General features: G+C 63.5%; 16 protein-coding genes. All 16 read left to right on the forward strand.

What is annotated here, in order from left to right:
• Nucleotides 1-44: 44 nt before the first annotated feature.
• The 16 genes from LOM8899_RS11645 (at nucleotide 45) to LOM8899_RS11720 (ending at nucleotide 17,913) form a co-directional block, all read left to right on the forward strand.
• On the forward strand, nucleotides 45-935 hold the full coding sequence (locus LOM8899_RS11645) for a homocysteine S-methyltransferase family protein (RefSeq protein ID WP_093992662.1): 891 nt from the start codon (nucleotides 45-47) through the stop codon (nucleotides 933-935).
• A gap of 12 nt (nucleotides 936-947) precedes the next feature.
• A complete protein-coding gene (locus LOM8899_RS11650; RefSeq protein ID WP_093992402.1) occupies nucleotides 948-3,392 on the forward strand; it encodes a GcvT family protein in 2,445 nt (814 codons plus the stop codon).
• 117 nt (nucleotides 3,393-3,509) lie between these two features.
• Nucleotides 3,510-4,157, forward strand: a complete 648-nt coding sequence (locus LOM8899_RS11655) for a pseudouridine synthase (protein ID WP_093992403.1) — start codon at nucleotides 3,510-3,512, stop codon at nucleotides 4,155-4,157.
• Between the two features lie 34 nt (nucleotides 4,158-4,191).
• Nucleotides 4,192-4,971: a sulfite exporter TauE/SafE family protein gene (locus LOM8899_RS11660; RefSeq protein WP_093992404.1), complete on the forward strand. Its 780-nt coding sequence runs from the start codon at nucleotides 4,192-4,194 to the stop codon at nucleotides 4,969-4,971.
• Between the two features lie 78 nt (nucleotides 4,972-5,049).
• Nucleotides 5,050-5,835, forward strand: a complete 786-nt coding sequence (locus LOM8899_RS11665; protein ID WP_093992405.1) for a ThuA domain-containing protein — start codon at nucleotides 5,050-5,052, stop codon at nucleotides 5,833-5,835.
• On the forward strand, nucleotides 5,832-6,887 hold the full coding sequence (locus LOM8899_RS11670; RefSeq protein ID WP_093992406.1) for a Gfo/Idh/MocA family protein: 1,056 nt from the start codon (nucleotides 5,832-5,834) through the stop codon (nucleotides 6,885-6,887). Before LOM8899_RS11665 ends, LOM8899_RS11670 begins: the two co-directional genes overlap by 4 nt.
• A gap of 66 nt (nucleotides 6,888-6,953) precedes the next feature.
• A complete protein-coding gene (locus LOM8899_RS11675) occupies nucleotides 6,954-8,636 on the forward strand; it encodes a glycosyltransferase family 4 protein (RefSeq protein WP_093992407.1) in 1,683 nt (560 codons plus the stop codon).
• 13 nt (nucleotides 8,637-8,649) lie between these two features.
• On the forward strand, nucleotides 8,650-9,444 hold the full coding sequence (locus tag LOM8899_RS11680; RefSeq protein WP_093992663.1) for a hypothetical protein: 795 nt from the start codon (nucleotides 8,650-8,652) through the stop codon (nucleotides 9,442-9,444).
• Nucleotides 9,441-10,844 (forward strand): tetratricopeptide repeat-containing glycosyltransferase family protein, encoded by a 1,404-nt coding sequence (locus LOM8899_RS11685; protein ID WP_245820514.1) that lies wholly within the window; start codon nucleotides 9,441-9,443, stop codon nucleotides 10,842-10,844. Before LOM8899_RS11680 ends, LOM8899_RS11685 begins: the two co-directional genes overlap by 4 nt.
• Nucleotides 10,841-11,245, forward strand: coding sequence for a DUF6165 family protein (locus tag LOM8899_RS11690; protein WP_093992408.1), 405 nt, complete (start codon nucleotides 10,841-10,843; stop codon nucleotides 11,243-11,245). The genes LOM8899_RS11685 and LOM8899_RS11690 overlap by 4 nt, the downstream gene beginning before the upstream one ends.
• On the forward strand, nucleotides 11,242-12,009 hold the full coding sequence (locus LOM8899_RS11695; protein WP_093992409.1) for an FkbM family methyltransferase: 768 nt from the start codon (nucleotides 11,242-11,244) through the stop codon (nucleotides 12,007-12,009). Before LOM8899_RS11690 ends, LOM8899_RS11695 begins: the two co-directional genes overlap by 4 nt.
• A 77-nt stretch (nucleotides 12,010-12,086) precedes the next feature.
• A complete protein-coding gene (locus LOM8899_RS11700; RefSeq protein ID WP_093992410.1) occupies nucleotides 12,087-12,908 on the forward strand; it encodes a flagellar motor protein MotB in 822 nt (273 codons plus the stop codon).
• A 109-nt stretch (nucleotides 12,909-13,017) separates the two neighbouring features.
• Entirely contained in the window at nucleotides 13,018-14,319 is a 1,302-nt protein-coding gene (locus LOM8899_RS11705; protein WP_093992411.1) for a flagellar hook protein FlgE, read from the forward strand.
• A gap of 28 nt (nucleotides 14,320-14,347) precedes the next feature.
• The gene (gene flgK / locus LOM8899_RS11710) at nucleotides 14,348-15,793 is read left to right on the forward strand and encodes a flagellar hook-associated protein FlgK (RefSeq protein ID WP_093992412.1); all 1,446 of its coding nucleotides are present in this window, start codon (nucleotides 14,348-14,350) and stop codon (nucleotides 15,791-15,793) included.
• A 3-nt stretch (nucleotides 15,794-15,796) separates the two neighbouring features.
• Nucleotides 15,797-16,804, forward strand: coding sequence for a flagellin (locus LOM8899_RS11715; RefSeq protein ID WP_093992413.1), 1,008 nt, complete (start codon nucleotides 15,797-15,799; stop codon nucleotides 16,802-16,804).
• A complete protein-coding gene (locus tag LOM8899_RS11720; protein ID WP_211096195.1) occupies nucleotides 16,804-17,913 on the forward strand; it encodes a flagellar basal body P-ring protein FlgI in 1,110 nt (369 codons plus the stop codon). The genes LOM8899_RS11715 and LOM8899_RS11720 overlap by 1 nt, the downstream gene beginning before the upstream one ends.
• Nucleotides 17,914-18,096: the final 183 nt, after the last annotated feature.

The following is an 18,096-nucleotide window of genomic DNA, read 5'->3' on the forward strand; positions in this document are numbered from 1 at the left end:
CGCCCCCCGAGGATATTTGAGACCCAAAGAAGTCAGGAAGCATGATGGTTGATGTGGTGTTGCTGGATGGTGGTATGGGCCAGGAATTGGTGCATCGTGCGGGCGACCGTCCGACCCCTCTGTGGTCGACCCAGGTGATGGTCGATCGCCCCGGTCTGGTGGCCGAGGTCCATCGTGATTTCTATGCTGCCGGGGCGACTGTCGCGACCTGCAACACCTATGCCGTTCATCACGACCGCCTTGTCGGCACCCCGATGGAGGGTCAGTTTTCCCAGTTGCACGATATTGCGCTGGCCGAGGCGAATGCCGCCCGTGTCGAAGGTGGCCGGGTGGCGGGCTCGATCGGCCCGTTGGGCGCGACCTATCGCCCGGATGTCCATCCCGACTATGACACTTCGGTCCCGATGTATGCGGAGTTTGCTGCCAAGATCGCGCAGCAGGTCGACTTCATCATCTGCGAGACGGTGGCCTCGTTGCTGCATGCCCGCTCCATTCTGGATGGTTGCCGCGATTGTGGCGTGCCGGTCTGGCTGTCTGTCACGGTGGACGACGAGGATGGCAGCTTGCTCCGCTCTGGCGAGCCGGTGGCCGAAGTCTGTGCCATTGCGGTCGAGGGAGGCGCCGAGGCCGTTCTGGCCAATTGCAGCGCCCCCGAAGCGATGCCTGCCGCGCTGGCCGCGCTGAAGGGCGCGGGTTTGCCGATGGGGGCTTATGCCAATGGGTTTACCCGCATCACCAAGGAATTCCTGGGTGCCAAGCCGACGGTCGATGCCTTGATCACCCGTCAGGATTTGAGCCCGGAGTCCTATGCCCGGATGGCTCTGTCATGGGTCGATCAGGGTGCTACGATCGTGGGCGGCTGCTGTGAGGTGGGTCCCGCTCATATTGCCGCTGTGGCCGAGGCGCTTCGCGCTGCCGGCCATGTCATTCGTTAGAGGATCACGGACATGACTGTTCCTGCAAAGGCCCGCGTCGTTATCATCGGCGGCGGGATCATTGGTTGTTCGGTGGCCTATCACCTGACCAAGCTGGGCTGGACGGATGTAGTCCTATTGGAACGCAAGGCGCTGACATCCGGCACGACGTGGCATGCTGCAGGGTTGATCGCCCAGTTACGCTCCAGCGCCAACACGACCCGGCTCGCCAAGTATTCGCAGGAGCTTTATGGCGGGCTGGAGGCCGAGACCGGCCTTGCCACCGGGTTTCGCCGGGTGGGCTCGATCACTGTCGCGTTGACCGACGAGCGGCTGGAGGAGATCCGCCGCACTGCCGCGATGGCCCGCGCTTTCGGGGTGGAGGTCGATGAGATTTCGACCGCTGAGGTTGGTCAGAGATATGGCCATCTGAATCTGGATGGAGTGACCGGCGGCGTCTATTTGCCCAAGGACGGGCAGGGTGATCCGGGCAATATCGCGCTGGCTTTGGCCAAGGGTGCTCGTCAGCGTGGGGCGCAGATTTTCGAGCGTGTCGCTGTGACCTCGGTGAAGCGCGAGGCCGACCGGGTGACGGGCGTGGACTGGCAGGCCGAGAATGGAGAGGCGGGTCATATCGCTTGCGATATGATCGTCAATTGCGCCGGTATGTGGGGCCGCGCGGTGGGCCAGATGGCGGGCGTGAATGTCCCCCTGCAAGCCTGCGAGCATTTCTATATTGTCAGCGAGCCTGTGGCGGGCCTTGAGCAGCTTCCGGTGCTGCGCGTCCCGGACGAATGCGCTTATTACAAGGTCGATGCGGGCAAGATGATGCTGGGCGCGTTCGAGCCTGTCTCGAAGCCGTGGGGCATGGCGGGCATTCCCGAGGGCTTTGAGTTTGATCAACTGCCCGAAGATTTCGACCATTTCGAACCGATCCTCGAGGCGGCTGTGAACCGGATGCCGATGCTGGCCGAGGCTGGCATTCATACGTTCTTCAATGGCCCCGAGAGCTTTACCCCGGACAATGCCTATCATCTGGGGCTGTCCCCTGATGCGTCGAATGTCTGGGTGGCGGCGGGATTCAACTCCATCGGGATTCAGTCGGCGGGCGGCGCTGGCATGGCGCTGGCCGAGTGGATGGATACGGGCGAGAAGCCGTTCGATCTGGGCGATGTGGATATTGCCCGGATGCAGCCGTTTCAGGGCAATCGGCGCTATCTGCAAGAACGCGCCACCGAGGCGCTGGGCCTCTTGTATGCCGATCATTTCCCCTATCGCCAGAAGGCCACCGCCCGCGGCGTTCGCCGCTCGCCGTTTCACGCCCATCTGGTGGAGCGCGGTGCCGTCTTTGGCGAATTGGCAGGCTGGGAGCGGGCGAACTGGTTTGCCCGTGAGGGCCAGCCCAAGGAGTATGTCTATTCGTGGAAACGCCAGAACTTCTTTGACAATGTGGCTGCCGAGGTCGCCGCTGTCCGAACCGGCGTGGGCCTTTACGACATGTCGTCCTTTGGCAAGATCCGTGTCGAAGGCCGCGATGCCGAGGCGTTTCTCAATCGCGTCTGCGGTGCGCAGATGTCTGTCCCGGTGGGCAAGATCGTCTATACCCAGTTCCTCAATGCTCGCGCGGGGATCGAGGCCGATGTGACTGTGACCCGCCTGTCGGAGACCGCCTATCTGGTGGTGACCCCAGCCGCCACGCGCCTTGCCGACGAGACGTGGATGCGCCGCCATCTGGGGGATGCTGCCGTGGTGATCACCGATGTGACCGCCGGTGAGGGCGTTCTGGCCGTGATGGGCCCCCGGGCGCGTGAGGTGTTGCAGGCGGTGTCGCCGGCCGATTTCTCGAACGCAGTGAACCCGTTCGGCACGGCTCAGACGGTGGAGCTGGGCCTCGGCTTGGCCCGCGTCCACCGGGTGAGCTACGTGGGCGAGCTGGGTTGGGAGGTCTATGTGTCCTCCGATATGGCCGCCCATGCATTCGAGACGATCTGGGAGGCCGGGCAGGGGATGGGCCTGACCCTGTGCGGGATGCACATGATGGATTGCGCCCGTTCCGAGAAGGGATTTCGCCATTTCGGCCATGACATCACTTGCGAGGATCATGTGCTGGAGGCGGGGCTGGGTTTTGCGCTGGGCAAGGACAAGCCCGACTATATTGGCCGCGATGCCGTGCTGGCCAAGCGCGAGGCCGGATTGGACCGCCGCCTCGTGCAATTCATGCTCACCGATCCGGAGCCGCTCCTCTATCACAACGAGCCGATCTTGCGCGATGGCCGGATCGTGGGTCACCTGACCTCGGGTGCTTATGGTCACCATCTGGGCGGCGCTGTCGGTCTTGGTTATGTGCCGTGCAAAGGGGAAAGCGTGGCGGAGGTTTTGGCGTCGGAGTATCAGATCGACGTGGCCGGGGTGCGGGTGCCCGCAAAGGCATCCATGAAGCCGTTGTACGATCCTGCGTCGGAGCGTGTTCGCATGTGATCGACCCGCGGTCCGCCCGCCCGGCCTGCGCCGGGGTGGGTTGAAACCCGACCTGCCCTGTGGTCAGTGCGGGGGATCAGGGCGCTCTTGCCCCGCTGTCCCGGATAGGATCCCGGTTTGGACGATACCTACGCCCCGCCCCAAGACCCCTTGGTCGTGCTTCACCATGACCACGAGGTCCTGCTTGTCGACAAGCCGTCGGGCTTGCTCAGCGTGCCCGGCAAGGGGCCGCATCTGGCCGATTGCCTGATCGCGCGGGTGCAGGCGGTGTTTCCCGAGGCGCTGCTCGTCCATCGCCTCGACCGCGACACCTCGGGCGTGATGATCTTTGCCCTGACCCCCCATGCCCAGCGCCATCTGGGCCTGCAGTTCGAGAAGCGTCAGACAAAGAAGACCTACGTCGCCCGCGTTTGGGGCCGGATCGAAGAGCGCACCGGCACTGTCGATCTGCCGCTGATCGTGGATTGGCCGAACCGTCCGTTGCAGATGGTCGACCACGAGAACGGCAAGCAGGCGATCACCGATTGGCGCGTTGTCCGCTCTACGGAGGAGGAGACCCGCGTTCGCCTAATGCCCCGCACCGGCCGGTCGCACCAGTTGCGCGTCCATATGCGCGAAATCGGTCATCCGATCCTTGGCGATCCGTTCTATGCCTCTGGTCCTGCCCGCGATTTTCCGCGATTGATGCTGCATTCAGAGACCCTTCAATTCCGCCACCCGGACGGCGGCCAAGGCACCCGGATTACCGCCAAGGCTCCGTTCTAGTCCCGCCCCACCCCCCGTAGCCGCAGGCATTGCCATGTATGAGATACTCGCCTTTGACGATCTGACCTCCTTGATCCTGGCAATGCTCTCGGTCGCTTTGGTCGGCCTTGCCAAGGGCGGCCTTGGTGGAGCGATGGCGATCATGGGCATGGCCACCCTGTCCCTCATCGTGCCGCCGGTGCAGGCCGCCGGTATCCTGCTGCCGATCCTGCTGGCCATGGACGCGGTCAGCCTGTGGTCCTGGTGGAAGTCGTGGGATGTCCGCCTGATCCGCACGATGCTGCCCGGCGCCTTGGTCGGCGTCGCGATCGGGTGGGCGACCGCCGCCTATGTCACCGATGGCGTGATCCGCCTGATCGTCGGCCTGATCGCCCTGTTGTTCATTATCCGCTGGGTGACCGCCGGCAAAGCGGCCCGTGCCACGGCGCAGCCCCACAATCCCGTCGCTGCGGCGATCTGGAGCACGATTTCGGGCTATACCAGTTTTGTCGCTCATGCCGGTGGCCCGCCGTATCAGATTTATACGGTGCCGTTGCGCCTGCCTCCGAAGATCTTTACCGGCACCAGCGTTGCCGTTTTCTCGATCATCAACTTCGTGAAGGTGATCCCATATTTCGCGCTGGGCCAGTTCGACACGCAGAATTTGGCGACTTCTGCCGCCCTGTTGCCCGTTGCCTTGCTGGCCACTCTTGCCGGGGTGGCGATCGTCAAACGGCTTCGTGCGGAGGTGTTCTATCCGATCATGTACACCATGCTGTTCCTGCTGTCGGTCAAGCTGATCTGGGATGGCAGCCGCTCTGTCTGGGGCATCTGACCGCCGCCACACATCTCACATTGCGCCGGGTCATTGCGTCGGTATGCTGACCCCGCAGAACCAAAGGAAACCGTCGCCATGCCTATCAAAGCCGTCGTCTGGGGCGAGAATGTCCACGAGCGCGAGAACGCCGTCGTCGCGGAGATCTATCCCGACGGGATGCACGCGGCCATTGCCGCCGCCCTCAACGAGGACGATGCCATCAGTGCCACCACCGCCACCCTCCAAGAGCCCGAGCACGGCCTGACCGCGGAGCGCCTTGCCGACACCGACGTGTTGCTTTGGTGGGGTCATGCCGCCCACGGGGATGTCTCTGACGAGGTGGTCGAGCGTGTGGCCGAGGCGGTCTGGTCCGGCATGGGCCTGATCTGTCTGCATTCGGCGCATTTCGCCAAGATCTTCAAGCGCCTGATGGGAACCCCCTGCAACCTCACATGGCGCGAAGCCGGTGAGCGCGAGCGCCTTTGGCTGACCTCGCGCAACCATCCCATCGCCCGTGGCCTGCCCGATCATTTCGAGTTGGAGAACGAGGAAATGTATGGCGAGCCATTTGGCATCCCCGAGCCGATGGAGACCGTCTTTGTCAGTTGGTTCGAGGGCGGCGAGGTGTTCCGTTCTGGTGCGACATGGCGCAGGGGCGCGGGCAACGTGTTCTATTTCCGCCCCGGCCACGAGACCTATCCCACCTATTTCGACCCCAACGTCCGCACCGTCCTGCGCAACGCCGTTCATTGGGCCAACAACCCGGCCGCAAGGGTGCAGGGCGTGACCGACGCCCCGAACGTTCCCGTCGAGACGGCGTTGGAGCCGATCACCGAGCGCGGCCCCAAGTTGCACGCCGATGGCGAGGAAGGCTTCCGGTGAAGCCGGTCCGCGTTCTGATCCTTGGCACCGGCGGCATGGCCAATGCCCATGCCGAGGCCTATGCCGAGATCCCCGGCGTGACCCTTGCCGCCGGGGTCGATACCAACCCCGGTCGCCGCGCCGAATTCATGGCCCGTCACCGCATGGAGCATGGCTTTGCCAGTGTCGAAGAGGCCATTGCGTGGGGCGAGTTTGATGCGGTGTCCAACGTCACCCCGGACGCCGTTCACTATCCCACGACGATGCCCCTGCTGGCCGCCGGCAAGCACGTCTTGTGCGAAAAGCCCTTGGCCGTGAACGCCACCGACGCCAAGGCCATGGCCGACGCCGCCCGCGCGGCCGGCGTCGTCAACATGGTGAACCTGACCTATCGCAACGTGCCGGCCCTCGTGCAGGCCGCCGCGATCATATCCGCTGGAGAGATCGGCGATGTCCGTCACTTCGAGGCCTCGTATCTGCAGAGCTGGCTTACCCAGCCTGCGTGGGGCGAATGGAGCACCGAGAGCCAATGGCTGTGGCGTCTGTCATCGGCGCATGGCTCAATGGGGGTTCTGGGCGATATCGGCGTGCATATTCTGGACTATGCCACTTATGCCGCCAGCCTTTCCGCCACCGATATTTCCTGCCGCCTGACCACGTTTCACAAGGCGCCGGGCGACCGTATCGGCGAGTATGTGCTGGATGCCAACGACAGCTTTGCCATGCATCTTCGCCTTGAGAACGGCGCTACAGGCGTGGTTCATGCCTCGCGCATGGCGTCTGGCCATCTCAACGATTTGCAGCTTCGCATCTTTGGCACCAAGGGCGGCCTCGAAGTGCGATATGTGAACAACGAAAGCCAGTTGCGCGCCTGTCTGGAGCCGGATTTGCAGACCGCGACGTGGCACGAGATCCCGACCCCGCCGGTGCCGACCAACTACGAACGCTTTATCGCCGCCGTCCGCGCCGAGGCGCAGGTGCTGCCCGATTTCGACCGTGGTCTGGAAATGCAGCGACTTTTGGATTTGGCCGCCGAGTCCGATGCGCAGGGCTCCTTGAGCTTGCCTGTCTGACACGCCAGCCTTGCGCCAAGCCTGTCAGTCGGTCAGATTATCCGAAAAGCCAAGAGGCGTGCAGGTATGAGCCAACCGGAAAAGGTTGCGATCTTTTTCCATCCCGATGCGGTCGAGGGTGAGGGCCGCGAGATCGTGGGCCGCAGATCGGCCGGGCAGAGTTTTCTCAAGGGGTTTCTGGCCCATGCCGGTGGCGACGAGGTCCGCGCCTATGTCGATGCGCCAAAGGCCGCCAAGGCGTTTGACGAGGCCGCCCGCGCCTTGGGCGAGACCCGCCCCCTCAGAGTGCCGAGCCTGCGCGGCGGCTTTGATCCGGCCTTTGCCGGCACCGTTTTTTTCCCGACCCCCGGTTTTCAGGGCACCCCTTGGCAGCGGATGCGCCATGGTCCTGCGTCTTGCTCGCTCGTCGGGATCACGCATACCGTGTCCACCCGCCGCATCATCGAGGGGATCCATCAGATGCTCGCTGAGCCGGTGGAGCCTTGGGATGCGGTGATCTGCACGTCTCATGCCGTCAAATCCGTGGTTGCCCGTCAATTCGAGGCCGAGGCCGAGTTTTTTCGCGCCCGGTATGGTGCGACGCGGGTGCCGCAGCCGCAGCTTCCGGTGATCCCGCTGGGCATTGCCGCGGACGATTTCACCCCTCGCGACGGAGCCCGTGCCCGGATGCGCGCGGCGCAGGGTGCGCGGGAGGAGGCTGTCGTCGTCTTGACGATGGGCCGCATGAGCGTGATCGAAAAGGCCAACCCGATCCCGCTCTTGCTGGCGCTGGAGCAGGTCGCCCATCGTACGGGCCGCGAGGTGCATCTGTGGATGACTGGATGGGCCAGCCGAGAGGAAGAGGAGGCCTTGCACCGCACCGCCGCCGAGGCGCTGTGTGATCGCGTGCAGGTCCGCTTTCTGGATGGTCGTGACCCGGATATCCGCCGCGATGTTTGGGCCGGGGCCGATATCTTCACCCTGCCCGCTGACAGTATTCAGGAAACCTTTGGCCTTGTTCCGGTCGAGGCGATGGCCGCCGGACTGCCCGTGGTCATGCCCGACTGGGACGGGTTTCGCGATACGGTGATCCACGGTGAGACCGGCCTCTTGGTGCCGACCCGAATGGCGCCGGTGGGGAGCGGGGCGCAACTGGCCCGCCGCTTTGCAGAGGGGGTCGACGGATATCTGCAGTATCTGGCGCTGGTGCAGGCGCAGGTGCAGATCGAAGTGCCGGCCTATGCCGCGGCGTTCGAGGCCCTGATCAGGGACCCCGCGTTGCGCGCCAAGATGGGCCGTCAAGCCGCCGCCCATGTTCGGGCAACGCTTGATTGGAGCGCCGTCATTCCACAGTATCTGGCGCTGGCCGAAGATCTGGCCGCGCTTCGCGGGGCCGAGCCGCCCAAGCGTTCGGTCAACCCGCTTCAAATCGATCCCTTCACGCTCTATCAGGACTATCCCTCAACCAAGATCCGCCCCGACGACGTGGTGACCCTTGTGCGGCCGGTGACGCCAGAAGAGATCGCCCTGCACAGTCAGATCAGCGGGCGTGAGCTATACAGGCGCCATGCGGTGCCGCCGCTGTCATTGCATCAGGCGTGCCAATGGCTCGAGGCCAACGGCCCCACAGATGTGACCCGCTTGGCACAAGGTTTGCAGACCTCTGTTAACCAAGCCCTGATAATCGTGTTGATATTGGCCAAGTCCGATATGGTGCGCTTGCCCGAGATCCCGTTTGACCCGCCGTCTGATGCCGGGCGCCGCACCTGAAGGAGCCCATGAAATGAAACTGTCCGTGAGTTTCGAGAACACCCGTGACGACGGTGCCAAGCGCAGCGGCCCGGTGACGGTTGGCTGGTTTCTTAACGAGCGCAAGGCGGGTGTAATTTACGGCCCGCCGGAGCGGGTGCGGTCGGTCGATCTGAACAAGAAGCACGCCAAGTCGGCGTCGCGTTGCCCCGCTGTCATCAACCTCGAGAGCCGGTATTTCGTGATCCGCTGCCCGTTCGATCTGAACATCGGGTTCACCCGCGACGACAAGGGCAAGCCCGCCCTGCGCAACCTGAGCGGCGAGGCCAGCACCATCCGCGCCAGCAAGCTGGGCGAGAAGCTGCATCTGACCAACGAAGTCGAATGGCGCCATCCCAACGTGCCGACGATCCAGCTGGCACTTCCCTATGTCTTTGTCTCGGATGAGCCGGTCTATGCCAGTCAGGTCGCGCCGTTCATGCACTATCCAAAGGAGCCGCTACCCGGCACGATCTTTGGCGGCCGCTATCCGATCAACGTCTGGCCCCGCCCCCTGATGTGGGCGTTCGAGTGGCACGACACCACCAAGCCGATCAAGGTGAACCGCGGCGATCCGCTGTTCTACGTGGGCTTTGAGACCATGCCGCAGGATCGCAGCGTCACGGTCGTCGAGGCCGAGGTGACGCCGCAATTGACCGAATACATGGAGATGATTTCGGGCGCGGTGAACTACGTCAATCAGACGTTCTCGCTGTTCGAGGCCGCGGAAGCCCGCCGCCCGGAGACCCTGATCACCCCCGTCAAGCGCCGTGGCGGGCAGCCGGAATGAACCAGATGCCGAAGCCGGAAACCCCGAGCCCGCAAACGCTGGAGGCGTTGCGCGAACAGACGATGACCCTGCACAAGGCCGGCAAGATCGCCGAGGCCCGCCCGCTCTATGCCCGCTATCTGGAGCAGGCCCCCGACGACGCGCTGATGTGGTCGAACCTTGGCGCTCTGCTCCGCTCGTCCGGGCAGCACGAACTGGCCCGCGTGGCGCAGCGCCGCGCCTATGCTCTGGAGCCGGACCGGATTTCGATTGCCAACAATCTGGCCAATATCCTCGCCGATCTGGGTGAATGCGAAGAGGCGCTGGAGTTGCGCCGCGAGGTTCTCAAGACCCGCCCTGACGATCCCATGCTCAAGGCGATGATCGGCAAGGTTCTCCGTTCGTTGGGCCGCACGGACGATGCGGTGTCCTTCCTCGAGGCCGCCCGCGACGCGCATCCCGACGAGCCCGAGATCGCCATTCAGCTTGCCATGTCGCAGCTGGCGGGTGCCGATTACGTCGAGGGATTTCGCAACTTTGACGCCCGCTGGCGGACCAACGAGCTGACCCCCCGCCAGATCACCAAGCCCAAGTGGGACGGAGCGCCGCTGAACGGCAAACGCATTCTCGTTTTGCCCGAACAGGGCTTTGGCGACGGTATCGCATTCGCCCGCTTTCTGCCGATGTTGCAGGCGTTTGAGCCTGCCGAGGTCATCATGCAGACGGAACGTCCCGTCGCCCGCCTCTATGAAGGGCTCGAAGGGGTGGACCGTCTGGTCGTCGGCCCGCCGCCCGAGGATGCATTCGACGTCTGGACCAACCTGATGGACCTGCCGCCCCTGCATTTTGAGCAGATCGACACCCCGCCGGCCCCGACCGGCCTGCATATCCCGCAGGACAGCCGCGACCGTGCCCGTGCCTTGGTGGCGCCCAATGCCGACCGTTTCAAAGTGGGCGTGGTGTGGAGCGGCAGCCTGACCTACCGCGCGAATGCGTTCCGGTCCTTTTCCCACACCGAGTTTCATCGCCTGCTCGATATTCCCGAGGTGCAGATGTTCTCGCTTTACAAGGGCCCAAAGCTCGATGCGTTTCGTGCCGACGGCAGCAATATGCTGATCATCGACGCGGGCAGCCGCGATCGCGATTTTGCCGATTGTGCCGCCTTGATGGAGGAGATGGACCTGATCATCACTTCCGACACCGCGACCGCCCATCTGGCCGGGTCGCTGGGGTGTCCTGTCTGGACGTTGCTTCATTGGGACGCCTTCTGGCTGTGGCGCCACGAGGGCCCCCACACGCCGTGGTATCCGTCGATGCGTCTGTTCCGCCAGACCACGCCACGCGATTGGAGCGGGGTGTTCACCCGCGTCCGCACCCGCCTGTTCGCCGAGGTCGACAAGTGGAAAGAGGCCCGCGCATGAGTGTCATCATGGTGCCCATCGCGCCGGGTGAGTTGATCGACAAGCTGACGATCCTCCGCCTGAAGGCCGAGCGGATCACCGACCTTGCCAAACGCAAGAATGTCCTCATCGAGCAAGCCGCTTTGCAGGCCGTCGCCGACGCTGCCTTGCCGCGGAGTGCGGAGTTGGCTGCCCTGTGGGAGGATCTGTATCAGATCAACGCCGGCCTTTGGCAGATCGAGGACGATATCCGCGCCTGCGAGGCTGGGTCCGATTTCGGGCCGGAGTTCATTCGCCTCGCCCGCGCGGTCTATCGCACCAACGACCGCCGCGCCGAGGTGAAGAAGGCGATCAACCTGCTGCTCGGCTCGGCCATTGTCGAGGAGAAATCCTATGTCTCGCCAGATGGCCCTGCCGCATGAGCGAGACTGACGCTCTGGCCAAGGCCCGCGCCGATCTGCGGGCCGCAGAGGCGCGGCTGGTCAAGGCGATGTCGGGCGAGCGCAGTCGCAAGCGCGGCGAGATGAACCGCCAACTGCACGAGATCCGCCTGATGCGCGATCCGAACTACCGCTATTTCTCGCAGGCCGGGCAGGACCGGGTGGTGGACACCGTGCTCAAGGGCCTCCGCGGCGGCACCTTTGCCGATATCGGCGGCTATGACGGGGTGACCGGATCGAACACCCTGTTCTTTGAGATGTTTCGCGGCTGGACCGGGGTGATCGTCGAGCCTGTGCCGGCCCAGCGCGAGGCCGCCGAGGCGGTCCGCCGAACCCCCTGCCTGCCCTATGCGGTGGCGTCCGGCGACGGCGAGGCGGAGTTTCTGGAGGTGACCGAAGGCTACACCCAGATGAGCGGATTGGCCGGCAATTACGATCCCGCGATGCTGACTCGCGTCCGCCAGGATCCCCGCCACAAGGAGCGCAAGCTCAAGGTCGAGACCCGAACCCTGAGTCGAATTCTCACGGACGCCGGATTGCAGCATCCAGATTTTGTCTCACTCGACATCGAGGGCGGCGAGGTCGCGGCGCTGGAATCGTTTCCCTTCGATCGCCACCGCGTGGGGATTTGGTCCATAGAAAACAACACCGCGACGCCTGAGATCCGCAAGATCATGCACGCCGCCGGCTATGATCTGATCGAGTTTTGTGGCCCCGACGAAATGTGGCGCAGACGCGACCTTTGACCTGCATTTGAAACGTTAAAGTCACCTTCACAGCCCGCCCTCTAGTCAGATTGCGGGTGAGACAAAAGGTGGTGACTATGAGCGCTCAGGCGAATGCTCCGATTATTATCAAACGCAAGAAGGTGATCGCAGGTGGCGGCCATCATGGCGGTGCATGGAAAGTGGCCTACGCCGACTTCGTGACCGCGATGATGGCGTTCTTCATGCTGATGTGGCTGTTGAACGCGACGACCGAACAGCAGCGCAAGGGGATCGCGGATTACTTCACACCCACGATCGCGGTAAACCGCGTGTCCGGCGGCGGCGAGGACATGTTCGGCGGCGAGGATTTCCAGTCGACCAACTCGGGCCTGCGCAGAGGCAATGGCGGCATCGACGTGCCGGAGATGAGCGAGGCCGAAGCGGCCGCCGCTCAGGCCCGTGCCGCCGAGGTCGACCTCTTGCGCGATATCGAAGAGATCCTGCTCGGCAGTGGCGGCGAGGCCGTCCTGTCGGAGAACGCGCTGCGCCATGTCGTGACCCGCTTGACCGACGAGGGCTTGGTGATCGAGATCTTTGCTCTTCCCGGCATTCCGATCTTTGACGGCATGACCGACCAGCCGCTCCCGCTGACCGTCGAGCTGCTGAACATGATCGCCCGGGTGTCCGCGATCATTCCCAATCCGGTGGCTTTTGCATCGCATATCCCGTCGCAACCGATCGTACTGGCGGAAAACCCGGTGTGGGATGTGACGACCGCCCGCGCCATGGAGGCCCGCCGTGTCATGCAGGAGGCCGGTTTCGATCCCGACCGCACCGCCCGCCTGACCGGTCACGGCGACCAGTCGCCCTTTACCGAGCAACCGCTCGACGTGCGCAACGACCGGTTGGAGATCATCCTGCTGCGGGAAGTGCCCTGATCGCCGCCCCCGGAAGTAGATCCGATTTTAGCGGTTAGGCACATGTTAAGCGCAAGCCGCTACGTCAGGGGGAGGGATTAGACAGATCCGATGCAGAAAGGCTCACCGAATGACAATTTCTTCTTCTCTCAACGCCAGTGTCGCGGGCTTGCAGGCCAACGCAAGCCAGTTGGCCACGATATCCGACAATATCGCCAACTCTTCGACCTATGGTTACAAGCGCGCGACGACCGATTTCGATTCGATGGTCACGGGGAGCACGCCGGGAACCTATACGGCCGGGGGCGTGGGAGTATCTGTTCAACGTCTGATCGATGAGCGTGGGTCGCTGATTTCGACCACCAATGCGACCGACCTGGCGGTCCGCGGCGGTGGATTCCTGCCGGTGACGAGCGCCAGTGCGGTGGCTGGTGGCGGAGAGACTCCGCTCGAGCTGACCACCACAGGATCGTTCCGGATGAATGCGGAAGGCTATCTCGAATCGCCCAGTGGCCTGATCCTGATGGGCTGGCCCGCAGATGCCGATGGCAATATCCCTGACTATCCCCGCGATTCCGACGCGGGCCTCGAGCCGATCCAGATCAATGCCGGTCAGGTCACCGGATCCGCCACCACCCAGATCGAATTGGCGGTGAACCTGCCGGCCACGTCGACCGAATTCGGTGCTGATGGCACGCCCGAGACGCTGTCGATCGAGTATTTCGACAATCTCGGCAAATCCCAGACGATCACGGTGACCTATACCCCGACCGTGCCGGGCGCCGCCGGCGCCTCGAACGAGTGGACGATGACGCTGACCGATTCCGCCTCGGGCGGCGCGGTCATCGGTGAGTATACCCTTCAATTCGACGATGCCCGCGATACGGGGGGCACCTTGCTGAACGTCGCGACGGTCTCGGGGGGCGCCTATGACCCGCTGACCGGCACATTCGACGTGGCGGTGGCGGGTGGCCCGATGACCTTCGATATCGGCCTTCCCGGTGAGCCGAGCGGCATGACACAGCTGACCGATCTGTTTTCCCCCGGCCAGATCTCGAAGGACGGGTTTCCCGCCGGCAACCTGACCTCTGTTGAGGTCGATGCAAACGGCTATGTCTATGCGTTCTTCGACACCGGCATGTCGACCCGGATCTATCAGGTGCCCTTGATCAACGTGGCCAATCCCAACGGCCTCAAGGTGATGGACAATCAGACCTATTCCATCTCGAACCTGAGCGGGAGCATGTTCCTTTGGGACGCGGCGGATGGCCCGGTGGGGGATATCGTGGCCTATGCCCGTGAGGAATCCGCGACCGACGTGGCCCGCGAGCTGACAAACCTCATCGAGACCCAGCGCGCCTATTCGTCGAACGCCAAGGTGATCCAGACGGTCGACGAGATGCTGCAGGAAACCACCAATATCAAACGCTGATCTTCAGCCCGCGGAGGGGCACTGATTAATGAGCATTTCGCATTCCCTATCCAATGCCCTATCCGGATTGACCGCGACGTCGCGCATGGCCGAGGTCGTATCGTCGAACCTGTCCAACGTCCTGACCGAAGGCTACGGCCGCCGCGTCGTCAATCTCTCGGCCCAGGACGTCGGCGGCAGGGGCGCCGGCGTCACGATCGACGGCATCAGCCGCGTGGTCGACCGCACGGTTCTGGCCGAGCGCCGATTGGCAGACGCGGATCTCGGTCGGTCCATCACGTTTGCCGAGGCGCTGACCAGCCTCGAAAGCCTGATCGGAAAGCCCGACGATCCGTCCTCCCTCGCCGGGAGGGTTGCGGCGCTCGAAGCCTCGCTGGCCAGCGCGGCGGGCGACCCGACGTCCGATCTGTTCCTGTCCGATGCGTTGGACAAGTTCAAATCGGTGGCCAAGGGCCTGAACGAGGATCAGGCCGGGATCAGCAATCTGCGCCAGCAAGCGGATGCGGACATCGCCGACCAGGTGTCGCAACTGAACACCTCGCTGAAGCAGATCGAAACCCTGAACGCCGATATCACCAAGGCCAAGGCCATGGGCACCGATCCGTCTGCGCTGATGGATCAGCGGCAGGTCGCGATCGACAAGATCAGCGCCATCGTGCCCGTCAAGGAACTCGACCGCGCAGACGGGCGCATCGCCCTGATGACGGTCAGCGGTGAAATGCTGATAGATGGCCCGGCACCGACCTACGAATTCGCCGCGTCCGGAATCATCATGCCGCACATGACGCTGTCCGCAGGCATGTTGTCCGGCATCACCAAGGACGGTGTTTCGATGGGCGCCGACGGCTTCGGCCGCCTGTCGGGTGGCTCTCTCGAGGCGACATTCACCTTGCGCGACGAAACCTTGGTGGAGGCTCAGACGACCCTCGACGCGCTGGCACGCGATCTCTTGGAGCGATTTGCAGATCCGGCGACTGATCCGACCGTCGGGGCGGGCCAGCCCGGCCTGTTCACCGACGCCGGATTGGCATTCGACCCCCTCGATGAGGTGGGGCTGGCCGGGCGGATTGCGGTCAACCCGGCCGTCGATCCGACGCAGGGTGGCGCTCTCAGCCGGTTGCGCGACGGGGTCGGAGCGACGACGGCGGGGCCGATTGGCAATGCCACCCAGATCGACGCCTGGATTGGTGCACTGTCGCAGTCGCGCACCCTGTCGACAGGTGGCACCGCATCGTCCTTTGCCGGCAACGTCTCGAAATTCGCCTCGGCCATCAGCATGAGCCGGGTGAATGCCGATGAAGAGGTCGCCTTTTCGTCGGCGAGATGGAGCACGCTTCGGGAAGCCGAGTTGGCCGACGGGGTGGATACCGATCAGGAGATGCAGATGCTCCTGAAGATCGAGCAGGCCTATGCAGCAAATGCCAAGGTGGTTCAGACCATCGACGACATGATCCGCAGATTGATGGAGATCTAAGAAATGGCGATGAACACACTTGGCGATATGGCACAGCTATTCACATCCAGCCGTACCAATTATCAGATCAAATCCCGGCTGATGACGCTGTCGAACGAGCTTTCGACAGGGCGGGTCGAAGACCTGTCGGCACATTTGAAGGGTGACGCGGTGCAACTTGCCGATATCGACCGGCGGATTGCCGTCGGTGGGGCTCAGCTTGCCACCGCCGACTCGGTCGCCCGCCGATTGAGCGTGATGCAGGCGACGTTGGAGCGCGTGGACAGCCTTCGCAGCGGGTTGGTGGAAAGCACGGGATCGATGTCTCTGGAGCCAACCCAAGCGCAGTTGCAGTTTGGCGCCGATGCCGGCACATCCGCATTTGAATCGATCGTAAGCGCAATGAACACGCAGTTTGTGGGGCAGTCGCTCTTTGCCGGAGCGACCCCGGACAGCCCAGCGCTCGCGGGCGCCGACGTGATGCTGGCCGAGCTGCGCACAGCGATCGCCGGCGCAACCACGGCAGCCGACGCGAGTGCCGCCATCACCGCCTGGTTCGACACGCCAGGCGGCGGGTTCGAGACATTGGGCTATCTGGGCGACACCGGGGCCAGCCCAACCCGACGGATCGACGATGAGACGACGGCGCAGTTCGTGGCTCGCGCAGATGATCAGGCCGTGCGCGACGTGTTGAAAGCCTCGGCTCTCGCAGCATTGGCGACCGATACTGGCCTCGCCATGGGCAGCTCAGAGCGGGCGGCGATGTTTGCCGAGGCTACGACGGCGCTGGTCTCGGCCAGCAGCGGACTTGTGAACTTACAGGCCAGCACGGGTGCGGAGGAGGCCCGGGTGGAGAGCGCGAAATCGCGGCTGACGGCACAGGTCTCGGCTCTTTCGCTGATGCGCAACGACATGGTGTCGGCAGATCCCTTCGAGACGGCGTCCGAGCTGGAGCAGGTGCAGACGCAACTCGAGACCCACTATACGGTGACCGCCCGTCTGTCGGGCCTGAGCCTGGTGGGGTACCTGTGATGAGGTTTCTCCGAAAGCTGATCGCTACTTTATTGATCGCCGCGGTCCCGCTGAGCGCCATCGCGTCCCCTATCCGGCTGAAAGATATCGTCGAATTCGACGGTGTCCGTTCGAATGATCTGGTCGGATACGGGCTGATTGTGGGGCTGAACGGCACTGGTGACGGCTTGCGCAATTCGCCATTCACCGAAGAGATCATGAGCAACATTCTGGAACGTCTGGGTGTGAATGTGACGGGCGAGCAGTTTCGTCCGCGCAACGTGGCGGCCGTTCTTGTGACGGCTAGCCTGCCGCCTTTCGCACGGGCCGGGAGCCCAATCGATGTGACCGTGTCGGCGATTGGCGATGCATCCAGTTTGCTGGGCGGGACCCTGATCATGACGCCGCTGAATGCTGCGGATGGCGAGATATATGCGGTGGCGCAGGGGACGATCATCGCGGGCGGCATCACGGCCGAAGGCCAAGGCGCTCGGGTCACCCAAGGCGTTCCCACGGCCGGCGTGATACCGGCGGGTGCGACAGTCGAGCGGGAAGTAGATTTCGATTTCTCGGGTCTGCGGTCCTTGCGGTTGGCATTGCGCACCCCGGATTTCACGACGGCAGGTCGCATCGAACAGGCCATCAACGGACATTTCCATCGACCCGTCGCCGTAATGCTGGACGCTGGCACAGTCGAGATCGACATCGCTGCGACCCATATGCCGTCGGCCGCACATGCCTTGGGCCGGATCGAGAACATCATGATCGAGCCCGAGATCCGGGCGCGGGTCGTCGTCGATCAACGCTCCGGCACCATCGTGATGGGCGAGGATGTGCGCATCAGCCGCGTCGCTGTCAGCCAAGGCAATCTGACCCTGCGGATCGAAGAGGCACCCTTGGTCGTGCAGCCTAACCCGTTCGCACCTGGGCAGACGGTTGTGGTCCCCCGCACACAGGCGGACATCGAGCAGGAGCCGGGGATCGGATTGGCCGAGGTGCCTGAAGGGACGTCCCTGTCAGAGGTCGTCGCCGGGCTGAATGCACTTGGAGTGGCGCCGAACGACATGATCGACATTCTCAAGAGCATCAGGGCTGCGGGCGCGCTTCACGCCGAGTTCATCGTGCGCTGAAGATCAGGCCGCAACACAAATGTGTCGCGGCCTGTTTCAACCGCTTTGACCGTGCTCATCGCGCGGTTTGCGGCGGGCGATTGGCAGATGGTCGGAAGGCCCGAGCAGCAACGCCAGAGAGTGCGGTGATACGATTACTGATTCCAGTGCAAGTGACGGCTCAACCGCAATGATCGAGTGGTT

Origin of the sequence: Flavimaricola marinus (genome assembly GCF_900184895.1) — a bacterium.
Classification (GTDB): Bacteria; Pseudomonadota; Alphaproteobacteria; order Rhodobacterales; family Rhodobacteraceae; genus Flavimaricola; species Flavimaricola marinus.